Annotated in this window: 13 protein-coding genes and 1 pseudogene; 12 read left to right on the top strand and 2 right to left on the bottom strand. The window is 62.8% G+C overall.

Translation table 11 applies throughout. The features are described from left to right. Positions 1–44: 44 nt before the first annotated feature. From D3I60_RS01705 to D3I60_RS01650, 12 genes are all read left to right on the top strand, one after another. Positions 45–1,178: a hypothetical protein gene (locus tag D3I60_RS01705; protein ID WP_262774412.1), complete on the top strand. Its 1,134-nt coding sequence runs from the start codon at positions 45–47 to the stop codon at positions 1,176–1,178. 2 nt (positions 1,179–1,180) lie between these two features. Beyond that, complete coding sequence (locus D3I60_RS01700) at positions 1,181–1,495, top strand: hypothetical protein (protein ID WP_262774411.1); 315 nt, start codon at positions 1,181–1,183, stop codon at positions 1,493–1,495. Positions 1,496–1,503: 8 nt separating this feature from the next. Then, entirely contained in the window at positions 1,504–1,866 is a 363-nt protein-coding gene (locus tag D3I60_RS01695; RefSeq protein ID WP_262774409.1) for a hypothetical protein, read from the top strand. Positions 1,867–1,879: 13 nt separating this feature from the next. Then, the gene (locus D3I60_RS01690; protein WP_262774408.1) at positions 1,880–2,311 is read left to right on the top strand and encodes a hypothetical protein; all 432 of its coding nucleotides are present in this window, start codon (positions 1,880–1,882) and stop codon (positions 2,309–2,311) included. 3 nt (positions 2,312–2,314) lie between these two features. Continuing rightward, complete coding sequence (locus tag D3I60_RS01685) at positions 2,315–2,686, top strand: HK97 gp10 family phage protein (protein WP_262774407.1); 372 nt, start codon at positions 2,315–2,317, stop codon at positions 2,684–2,686. A 10-nt stretch (positions 2,687–2,696) separates the two neighbouring features. Then, positions 2,697–2,996 (top strand): hypothetical protein, encoded by a 300-nt coding sequence (locus D3I60_RS01680; protein ID WP_262774406.1) that lies wholly within the window; start codon positions 2,697–2,699, stop codon positions 2,994–2,996. Between the two features lie 141 nt (positions 2,997–3,137). Continuing rightward, entirely contained in the window at positions 3,138–5,498 is a 2,361-nt protein-coding gene (locus D3I60_RS01675; RefSeq protein WP_262774405.1) for a tape measure protein, read from the top strand. Continuing rightward, on the top strand, positions 5,498–6,775 hold the full coding sequence (locus tag D3I60_RS01670; protein ID WP_262774404.1) for a hypothetical protein: 1,278 nt from the start codon (positions 5,498–5,500) through the stop codon (positions 6,773–6,775). Before D3I60_RS01675 ends, D3I60_RS01670 begins: the two co-directional genes overlap by 1 nt. Positions 6,776–7,293: 518 nt before the next feature. Then, the gene (locus D3I60_RS01665; RefSeq protein ID WP_262774403.1) at positions 7,294–8,520 is read left to right on the top strand and encodes a polysaccharide deacetylase family protein; all 1,227 of its coding nucleotides are present in this window, start codon (positions 7,294–7,296) and stop codon (positions 8,518–8,520) included. Positions 8,521–8,532: 12 nt separating this feature from the next. Then, positions 8,533–9,402, top strand: coding sequence for a peptidoglycan recognition protein family protein (locus D3I60_RS01660; protein ID WP_262774402.1), 870 nt, complete (start codon positions 8,533–8,535; stop codon positions 9,400–9,402). Continuing rightward, the gene (locus D3I60_RS01655; RefSeq protein WP_262774401.1) at positions 9,399–9,590 is read left to right on the top strand and encodes a hypothetical protein; all 192 of its coding nucleotides are present in this window, start codon (positions 9,399–9,401) and stop codon (positions 9,588–9,590) included. Before D3I60_RS01660 ends, D3I60_RS01655 begins: the two co-directional genes overlap by 4 nt. Position 9,591: 1 nt before the next feature. Further along, positions 9,592–9,885, top strand: coding sequence for a hypothetical protein (locus D3I60_RS01650; protein ID WP_262774400.1), 294 nt, complete (start codon positions 9,592–9,594; stop codon positions 9,883–9,885). A gap of 13 nt (positions 9,886–9,898) precedes the next feature. On the opposite strand, the gene D3I60_RS01645 is transcribed toward D3I60_RS01650, so the two are convergent. Both D3I60_RS01645 and D3I60_RS01640 read right to left on the bottom strand, forming a co-directional pair. Then, positions 9,899–10,714 carry a tyrosine-type recombinase/integrase gene (locus tag D3I60_RS01645; protein WP_262774399.1) on the bottom strand — a complete coding sequence of 272 codons (816 nt, stop codon included), beginning with the start codon at positions 10,712–10,714 and terminating at the stop codon, positions 9,899–9,901. Positions 10,715–10,733: 19 nt separating this feature from the next. After that, positions 10,734–10,958 (bottom strand): annotated as a pseudogene (locus tag D3I60_RS01640) (hypothetical protein); the annotation flags it as partial.

Here is a 10,958-nt window from a genome sequence, read left to right as displayed (position 1 = left end):
CCCCGACCCCACCAGCACCGCCCGCCCCCAAGGAGGAAGCACCCATGAGCGACAGCACCGTCACTCTCACCCGCGACGACCTCGACGCCGCGACCGGAGACCTGACCACCAAGATCGAGGACATCCAGCGCCAGATGGCCGAATGGACCCCCGGCACCGACGTCGACGAACTCGCCGCCCGCGCCGAGGAATTCCAGTCCTTCGGCGAATGGGTGCAGGCAATCGCCGACGAGCGCGAATCGCGCCACGACAACGCGATCACCCTGTACCGCGACATCACCACTTCCGACGTTCCCTCGAAGCTGGTCAACACGCCAGGCTTCATCGGCGACCTGACCAAGCGCATCGTCGAGCGCCGCCGCTGGACGAACAAGTTCCGCACGCGTCCGCTGCCGTCGAAGGGCATGACCGTCGACTACATCAAGACCGTGGTCACCGCCGTCATCGCCGAGCAGGAAAACGAACTCGACGCCCTCGCCAAGGGTGCCGGATTCCAGGTGCTGCCGGACAGCTCGAAGGTCCGCACCTTCGGTGGTGCCGAGACCGTCTCCCGCCAGGTCATCGACCGTTCCGAGGCGTGGGCACTGACCGGCATGTTCGAAGCCTTCGGCCTGCAGTACGGTCGCCAGACCGAGGCCGCGACGAAGCTCTACATCACCGAGAAGATCGCCGAGCGCCTCGCCTCGGAAGAAGAGAACTCGTCGGTGTCCGTGCCCGACGACTTCGGTGCCTTCGACTGGATCGACACTCTCGTCGACGTCGCCGGGATCTTCGAAGATCGTGGCTACGACCTGCAGGAGCTCGCGCTCTCGCCGGATCGGTTCAAGCAGCTCGCCCGCGAGGCAGGCACAGACGGTCGCCCGCTGCTCACCGTTTCCGGTTCGTCGACCGGCACCAATGTCGTCGGCTACGCGAACCTGCCCGCAGGCTCGGGCGAACTGCTCCGCCTGCCCGTGAGCGTCCTCCACGGCGCAACCAACCAGGGACTGTTCTACGACCCGGTCGCAATCGAGACCCTCGAATCGCCCGGTGCCCCGTTCTGGCTGCAGGAAGACAACGTGCTCAACCTCTCCCGCGACTACGCGTGCTACGGGTACATGGCTCACATCACCCCGCACCCGCAGGCGCTCATGCCTGTCAGCTTCGGCGCAGACCAGACCGAGCCGACCGAGCCCTGATCATGGACGAGACCACAGATGCCCTCATGGCCTATCTCCGCGCCGACTCGAACGACCGAGGATTCGTCGATGGCATCGCCACCGCAGCCGTCGCGCTCGTGAGCGGCCTCATCGGCACGAGCACCGTGCCGCCCGAGGTCTCTCACGAGGCGATCATGCTCACCGGCGCGAACCTGTGGTCGAAGCGTGTCGCCCAGTCCGAAGTCCAGGGCCTCATGGACCCGAACCTCTCAGCGATCCCAGCTCGCCCGGCTCTCGACCCTCTCGCACAGGCGCGGCCACTGCTCGCGCCCTACCTCGGGCCGGGCATCGCATGATCTCGGAAATGATGACCGACCTCGGTACCGAGGCCATGGCAGCTCTCGAAGCCGCCGGTCTCGACACCGTTCGGGTCACCGAGGACTCCCGCGCCGGACTCTCTGCACTCTCGGCAGGTTCGGATGTGGTGCTCGTCCAAGCGCCCAGCATCGAGTTCGAAACCCGGCGGCACTGGGTCGCCACCCACGAACTGTGGGTGATCGTCTCCACCGGCGACATGAACACGGCGCAGGCGCGCCTGTCGAAGATCGTCCCCGCGCTCGTCGCCGCCCTCGACATCGCCCGCGCTGAACCCGACGAATTCACCACCAATCAAACCCGGTGGTCCGGCTACCGGCTCACCACAACCTCCACCACGTGGACACCTTAGGAAGGAACGAACCATGGCTATCAAGAAGCAGAAGCTTGGGCCGGGGACACTCGTCTTCGGTGACACCGGAACCTCGAAGGAATTCGGCGTCGGAGTCACGAAGTGCGCGATCGAGCCCGAGTATGACGAAGGCGATACCGTCGTCGTTCTCTCGGGCGACCGCGACACCGAAGAGGCCGAATTCTCGGGCAACATCACCGGAGAGTTCTACCAGGAATACTCCATGGACTCACTCATGGCCTGGACCTGGGAACACAACGGCGAAACGATGCCGTTCGTGTTCACCCCGCTGAAAGACGGCGGTATCAGCGTCAATGGCGAATGCAAGGTGCGCCCGGTCACCATCGGCGGCGACGTCGACTCGGACAATACGTCCGAATTCGAATGGTCGCTGACAGCGCTGCCGAAACTCGCCGAGTACGCCCCCGGCTCCGGCGGGGAATGACCCGTGGCGCGAGAGATCAAATTCGAGGGACTCGACAGCCTTGTGCGCACCCTCGCCGAGGCTCAGGAGACCATCAGCGACGACCTGGCCCCGGTCCACGCCCAGGCCGCCGGTATCGCCGCATCACGGGCTCGATCTCTCGCGCCAGTTCGCACCGGACGTCTTAAGTCGTCCATCAGCTCTCACGGATCCCGTGCAGCCGGAGTCATCACCGCCTCGGCTCCTCACGCTCGGCCCGTCCACTGGGGTGTTATCTCCCGAGGCATCCCAGCGCGCCCGTTCCTCTCCCAGGGCGCACAGCAATCCGAGTCGCAATGGATCGGCCTCTACGCCGACCACGTCGACGACGTCATCAGATCAGTGAAAGGCAAGTAATCCCATGGCAATGAAGCGTCAAATCGCAGAGTTCGAACTGTCCGACGGCACCACCCACGAGGTGCGTCTGCTGCTCGCCGACAAGATCCGAGCAGAACGCACCCGCAAGGCCCGCAACTGGGGCGAGAACGACATGGCGATGACCACGCTCATGGTGTGGTCGGCAGCAAGCCGCGCCGGGTACTACCAGGGCACATTCGACGAGTTCCAGGGAACACCGGAAGAACCGGGAGATTGCGTCGACCTGTTCGTCGATCAGCGCGAACGCGACGAGGACGACCCTACACAGCCGACGACTCAGAATCCCTGATCGTCGCTCTCGCAATCGAGACACACATTCCCTATTCGGTGTGGCTCGCTGAACCACCCGAAGTCCTCGAAACCGCCGTCGAGATGATGCAAGACCGCGCCGACGAGATGAACAAATCCCGCAAGTGAAGGAGACAGCCCCGTGGCAGGAAACACCGCGATCCTCGGAGTGAGGATCACCGGAAACGCTTCGGGCGCTGTCTCCGCGCTTAACGAGACCGAGCGAGGCGCGTCGAAGCTCGGCAAGGCCGCGAAGGGTCTCGGCAAGATCGTCGGCGGCGGAGCCCTCGCCGCAGGCGGCGCAGCAGTCGCCGGTATCGGCGTAGCTATCTCCAAAGGCTTCACCCGTCTCTCCGGTATCGATACCGCGTCGAAGAAGCTGACCGGACTCGGCCACAACGCAAAGTCCGTCGACGTCATCATGGGCAACGCCCTCAACAGCGTCGAGGGCACAGCATTCGGACTCGACGAGGCCGCGACCGTCGCCGCCGGTGCCGTCGCTGCCGGGATCAAACCTGGCCAGGATCTCGAAAAGACCCTCACGACTGTTGCCAACTCGGCCTCCGCTGCTGAGACCTCCATGGGCGATATGGGGTCGATCTTCAACAAGGTCGCGACCTCGAACAAAGCCCAGAACGACGTGCTCAAGCAAGTCGCCGACCAGGGCATCCCGATCTACCAGGAACTCGGCAAGGTTATGGGAGTGACCTCGGACGAGGTGTTCGAGCTGGCTCGCAAGGGCAAGGTCGACTTCGCCACCTTCGAAAAGGCGATGACCTCGGCCTCGGGCAACGTGGCCAAGGAACTTGGCAACTCGGTGCCCGGCGCCACGGCCAACTTCAACGCCGCTCTCTCCCGTCTCGGCGCTGGCCTGCTCGCAGGGGTCTTCCCGCAGGTCGTGCCCCTCATCCAGTCCGCGACCGGAGTCATCGACCGACTTGCCGCCGCCTCGGCTCCCGCTGCCGAATGGCTCGGCAATAAGCTCGGCGGAGCTATGGGCGTCGTCGCCGGGTGGCTCGACAAACTCGACTTCACCTCATTCGACGCATTCCTGTCCTCGTCCGGCATCAGCAACGCCCCGGCCCAGTTCACCTCAATAGGCGAATCGGTCAAGGCGCTTGCACCCGCGTTCGGCGAATTCCTCGTCGTCCTGCCGAAGCTCGGCCCCGCGTTCTCTACCCTCGCCGGGGCAGGACTCACCCTCATCACTGGTGCGCTCGGATTCCTCGCCGACAACGTCGACACCCTCGTCGCGCTTATGCCGCTCATCGTCGGCGGTTTCATCGCGTGGAGAGCGGCCTCGGCGGGACTCGCGCAGGCGCAGCTCGCAGTGCGGGCAGGCGAAGTCGCCGCCGCCCCGATCCTGCTGGCGAATCAGCTACTGCGCTTCGCGAACGTCCGAGCCGAACAGCAGCTGGCACTCGCGAAGGGACAAGCCACCGCCGCGACAATCGTCAACAACGGTGCCGAGAATGCTGGACTGCTGACTCGCGTTCGAGGCACAGCCGCCCTCGTCGCACAGCGTGTGGCCATGGTCGCCGCGACCGTCGCCACTCGCGCAGCCGCTGCCGGGCAGTGGCTGCTCAACGCCGCGATGACCGCGAACCCCATCGGCCTCGTCGTCGCCGCCCTCGCCCTACTCGTCGGTGGCATCATCTGGGCGTGGAACAACGTCGACTGGTTCCGCAATGGCATCGTCACCGCGTGGAACTGGATCAAGAACGCCTCCAAGGCCACCTGGGCCGCTGTGACCACCGGGCTGCAGAAATTCGGTTCGTTCGTCCTCAATATCAACCTGAAAATCGCTCAGTTCTTCATCACCACCTGGGGAAAGATCAAGGCGTTCTTCTACAAATGGGCCGTCGAAGTACCCGCGCGAGTCATTCTCGGACTCGTCATTCTGAAACAGCGCGGCCAGGCGAAACTGCAGGAATTCGTCGGCACCGTCAAACGCAAGTTCGACGACGCCGTGAACTTTGTGAAGTCGTTCCCCAATAAAGCGAAGAACGCCCTCGGCAATCTCGGTTCGCTCCTGAAGGGGTCCGGACGATCCCTGATCGACGGGTTCATCAACGGCATCAACGGGATGATCGGCAAGGTCACCTCGGCGGCGAAGAACGTCGTGTCCAAGGTGCGCGATTTCTTCCCGTTCAGCCCTGCGAAGACTGGCCCCTTCTCCGGTTCCGGATACACCACCCACTCAGGCCGTGCTCTCGTCGATGACTTCGCCGCCGCGATGGTGGGGGAGCGGGCAGCAGTCCGCAAGGCCGCGAACCGTGTCGCCGGAGCAGGCCACCTGACGGGCTCATTCGATCTGCCGGTGTGGAACGTGCAGCCACTCGACCTCCGCCGCGATGCGTCGGCCCCGAGAGAGACCTCGCGCCGTAGCGCCGAGAAGAACGTCACCATCAACTTCAACAGCGTCGTCACCGACCGCCTCGGCGTGGCACGGGAGATTAAGAAGATCCTCGCCGAATACGACGCCCTGGTGGTCGGTGCCTAATGGCGAAGATTTCGCGACTGTGGAAGAAGCTCGGACTTACGCAGCCACTCATCTCGATCTGGTCCGAAGCAGACTCAGAGTTCGCCATGAACGATCACGAGATCACGTCGATCACGATCAATCGCGGAGGGTCGAACAGTGTAATCGGCCAGCAGGATCACACGATGGAAGTCAACACGATTGCCTCGCGTGGTTCCCGAACTGATCGCCCCCTACATTGTGACCTCACGACGTATGGCGCGAACCGCCTCGCAGAACTCACCGGCGCGACCCCTTCGATCATCAAGCCCCGATACTTCGGCCGAATCGGACGACAGACAATCGACGATCACGGCGGCATCTGGGACCCCTCGAAATGGCACACGAACGTCTACTGCTCGAAATGGCAGTCGCAGCTCGAGAACTCAGACCGGGTGGGTAATCAGATCTCCGGGCACACGGTGATGTACCTGTTCGACCACTTCATGAACCCCGAGTACTCGAACCTGCCCTATCTGCCAAAAGCCGAGTTCCCGGCACCCGAAGCCAATTACGGCGTGATGATCAATGACTACGACCTCGACACCGCGAAGATCGACTATTCGGAGTTCTCCCGCAAGTACTTTGATGACCCCGGTTTCTACGTCCAAAACACGCGAGCCGGTGCCGACCGAGTTCTCACGCTCGCATATCGGTGGTCGGTGGCCATGTCCCGGCTTGAGTATCAAATCCCGATCACCAGGTCACAGGCAATCTCGCCAGCGACATGGGAGCAGCCGAACGAGAACCGGCCCCGCAACCACCGGGTGATTTGGAAGGACTCGAACGGCCACAGGTCAGCGATGACCGGCTACGACGTCAACGACGTGCGCATTCCTCTCGTCGATCACGACATGGGCCACATCAGGTTCTACGACGACTACCAGCCGTTGCACCTGAACTATCTCTCATACGGAGCCGAGCGAGTGGATTCCGGTTACCGGCTGCCCTCGATCACGATCGACCTACTCCGTCTGATCTCGTCCGATGAGCCCGCGCACCGAGTACAGGCTCGGCAATTGCTCGGCCTCGAAATGGGAGACCCGGTATTCCTCGGCGGCGATTGGTACGTGAACACCCAAGGTGTGAGCTTCGCCTCAGGCATCACGGAGAAGATCAGCGGCGACCGATGGGATCTCGAACTCTCTCTCACGCCCTCAATCGCCACCGTGGGCGAATGGTCGCCCGACATTGCACCGATGACGTGGGAAGCCGCACGCATCCCGTGGAGCGCTGCTAACTGGCCGTGGAACGGCTGAAAGGACAACGAACAATGGCTACAGATGCAGAAGTCAAGGGAGCCGGATACCGACTCCCGCAGCCGACCGACTTGATCTCCGGCGGCGACGACGCAATTCGGGCAAATGCTCACGCAGCATTCAATGGCCGACTCTGGAGAGGTTCTCTGGACGAGAACAGTAATCTCGCCGCACTCGACCCCGGCATGTACCGAATTTCCAATTCCACAATTGCTACTACACTTGGACTACCGGCTGCTCGTCCCGGTGTCATCGAAAACGCGAACGTACTGGATACAGGTGCGAGAGCACAGCGTTTCCAGACTCTCGGAGTCGGAGGCGAGGGGACGAGAGTTTTTTATCGCGACCAGTTCACAGGCAATTGGTCGCCCTGGAAAGAGGTTCAACTAGGTATGACGTATCAGGGCGTTTTGCCGTCAAATTCGGATTTGAACGACATTCGTTCTGATGGAGTTTACGGGGCTGCGTCTGGCGTGACGCTCAACAGGCCCGTGGCGATCAACGGAATCGTCGAGGTTATGTCAGTCGGAACCGGCGTCATGCAGCGGTACACCACGGTCAACGCGACACCGCAAGTGTGGATGCGCCGAGGACAGACCGACGGGTCCAATTGGTTCCCGTGGGTGCGCCTCGATGCCGGTGGAATTGAGCTCGACGGATCCGGCGGAGGCGGTCTCGGCCACGAACTTCTCCGACAGGGTATCCAGGCTCGAAAGGGTGGGCGGATCGGCACTGATGGGCGAGGTGTGATCGCTCTGCGGTTTGACGATGCCCCCGCCGAGTTCGTCGCAAAGGTGCTGCCCTTGCTCGAAGAGCGCGGCCTGCCATTCACCCGCGTCACCACCTCCGAGTCGGTCAACGGTGTCGATCTGCCCGTAGGCACTTTCGCTGACATGCAGGACTACTCGATCCAGTTCGGCGGTGAAGTGTGGAATCACGGACGCACGCACGGCGAATCCACCGGCGCCGAACTCGACGGCGAAATCTCAGGAGCGCTTGACACACTCCGAGCGGCTATGCCGCGACTTCCGATTGACTGTTTCGCACCTCCGGGCGGATCGATCACCTGGGGAGGGTACATGCCCTCCACGAGTATCGAGAGCTACACCACGACGGTCGCCGGGCAAATGGTCATGAACCTCCACGGCTTCGTAACCGGCTATTACACCGATTCGTACTACTGGCCGCTCGACGGAAACATGCGCGACGGACAGAACCACTACTCATGCGATGTGTACAACGCGAACACCATGAAGACACTGGTGAATCGTGCTCGTGACTGGCGCGTGGGAATAGTGATGATGTGGCACGCTCACAACCTCGACACCGACGGAAACACGACAACCGCGGATCTCGCCGAGGCACTGGACTATCTCGCAGCCGAACGCGACGCGGGTAATCTGCTCGTCCTCACCGTCTCCGGCATGGCGACAGCCGATTCGTCGAGTAGCTACCGCAGAGATCCGCTCACGACTCACTCCGGCTCGGCGTGGTCCGAGACGTTCCAGTACCCGCAGTTCCGGCGAGAGATCCCCGGATCGACCCGCGAACTCACCGCCACGGTCACCGGCACCGCCGGGGCCACCGTGACGAGCAAGATCGGCGAATCGACCCGAACGCACGCGATCCCCGCTGGCGGTTCGCTCAAACTCCGCCACCTCGCGACGATCCCGAAAGACGTCACCGCGCTCTCGGTCTCCATCACAGGCGGCACCACCGCAAACGCCCACCTCTACGCAGTCTGAAAGGAAACAGCCATGCCGAACTACACGGTCGAGAAGAGACCCACCCGAAACACGTCAACACGCGCCCACTACGGTCACGGCAAGAAGCCCGACGGACTGACCATCCATCACTGGGGATCGGACGGGCAGAAACACGACAACGTAGTGTCCTGGCTGACCGGAGTGACCGGCAACAAAGGCAGCTCGGCACACGAGGTCATCAGCGCAGGACGCGTGACTGTGCTCGCCCCACCCGAGGTCGCCACCTGGCACGCCGGAAGCACAGCAGGCAATGGTGCCACCATGGGCCTCGAATGCCGACCCGAGATGACCGATGCCGACTGGGACACCCTGGTCGAACGGTGCGCCGACCTCGAAGAAGAACTTGGATCACTCAAATACTGGAAGCACAGCGACTGGAAGAACACCGCGTGCCCAGGTCGCTACCGCGACCGCATCGGCGAACTCGTCGACGACGTGAACGCCGAGCACAAACGACGGAAGAACGGCGAGGGCAAGCGTGAACCCGTCCCCGCCGACCCGCCAAAAGAGAAGCCGTCGAAGGGCGATGTGCCCGGCCCCGGCCATGACTTCCCGCTCGGACCCGGTATGTACTTCGGCCCCGCGAACTGGGGCGACAACAGCGTATCCGGCAAGTACGGGCGCAGCTTTCACGGTCGCCCGGACTACTGGTGGCTCAAAGAGTTCGCTCGGCAGCTCGCCCGCCGAGGATGGAACATCGGCAAGGGCAAGACATGGCTGAACACCTACGGCAACGACGGCCACTATGGCGACGAGTACGCCGCGCTCATCCGCAAGTTCCAAGAGGTGCAGGGACTCGCCGCAGACGGTCTGATCGGCAAGGACACCTGGAACGAAGCATTCAAGGAGCCTGTCACATGAGCGTCAATCCCCGCCCTTCGGCCAAGACCACGACCACCGGAGCAGCGGGCGCGGCCACCCTGCTCATCGTATGGGGTGCCGGACAGCTCGGCGTCGACGTTCCTGGCGACGTCGCCGCCGCTGCCGTCCTGCTCACCACGGTCGCCGTCTCGTGGTTCATGCCCGCCGATTCGAAAGCGAAGCATTGACATGGGCTCTGAACAGACCGACGTCGCGCTGTCCCTGGCCAGAATCGAGGGCAAGCTCGACGCAACTCTGCCCGAGCTTGCCTCGAAGTCGAACCGGCTCAGCGACGAACTCACCGTGGTACATGGACGTGTGACAGACCAGGGGCGAACCCTGGCCGGTCACACCGAGCGGATCGAGGATCTCGAAGAGCGCGTCTCGGGACAGCTCGGCCGAACCGCGCAGATCGTCGCGGTTGCTGGCGGCGTCCTTGGACTCCTGGCGCTCATCGTGCCGACGTTCCTCCCCGCACTGTGACTAGTTATCTTGATTAGGCCGCTAGTCGATCAATTGCCGCCCGCTCGGCGGTTCGGGGCAACGCGACGTATCGTCTCGTCGTCTCCGGCGACGCATGTCCGAGAATTGACTGAATCACGAAGACGTCGATGCCCTCCCGCCATGCTCTCGACGCGAACCGGTGCCGAAGCGCGTGCATCGTCACAAACTCAGGCAATAGTCGAGTAATGAGCTTCCCGACCCATCGCGGCGAGAGGTGCCCGGCGTCGTTGCCCGGGAAGGCGTACCCGGTCCCACAAGCATCGATCAGCTCGCGAGCGAGACCAGCAGGCAGCGGCACGGTGCGATCCTTAGCGCCCTTGCCATGAACAATGAGTGACCATCCGCCGAGGTCATCCTCGATGTCTCGTGCGTGGATATGGGCCACCTCTGCTCTGCGCAGACCCATCTCGGCGGATAGGCGCAACATCAGCCGCTCTCGTGGGCGCGCAGATATCAACGCTGCCTTATAGGCATTGTCAGGACACGGGCGGGGATTGGCGACCCCGGCGCGCACCTTCGGCAGAGCCTCGGACGCGTCGACCATGACATATCCCGATTCGAGCGCCCAGCCCCAGAACTTGCGGAACGTGGCTCGCCGACCTCGTCGTGTCTCCCTTGCCCACTTCTGATCTGCCGCGTATGCGGCGAGATCTTCACCGGTGACCTCGTGAGGCTCACGACCGATTCGACGCGCGAGGTGTTCGAGGTGCTCGCGACGTGCTCTCAGCGTCGTTGCTGGGAAGCCGCCGGCGGTCTCATGTGCAAGGAAGAGGGCAATAATACGCGCCCACACATCAGGAATAGTCATGAGAATAATCATCCCGAGATCACGCCACTAGTGGTGACGCATCGCGGCGGAGGGGAAGAATGTTGACTGAGTCGTTATCCGAGATCAGAGCGCCGGAAATTGCACGAAGCTCCCAAACAGAAGGTTGGGGGTTCGAATCCCTCGTGGCGCACTCACTACCCCCGTTCGGTCCATCCGGGCGGGGGTTTTTCAATTCACCCGATTCGATCCAGTCGATCGGCACGCCCGTGCGCAGCGCCCACGC

The organism is Brevibacterium permense, from assembly GCF_025506275.1.
GTDB lineage: Bacteria > Actinomycetota > Actinomycetes > Actinomycetales > Brevibacteriaceae > Brevibacterium > Brevibacterium permense_A.
This window is presented reverse-complemented; position numbering and strand designations above follow the sequence as displayed.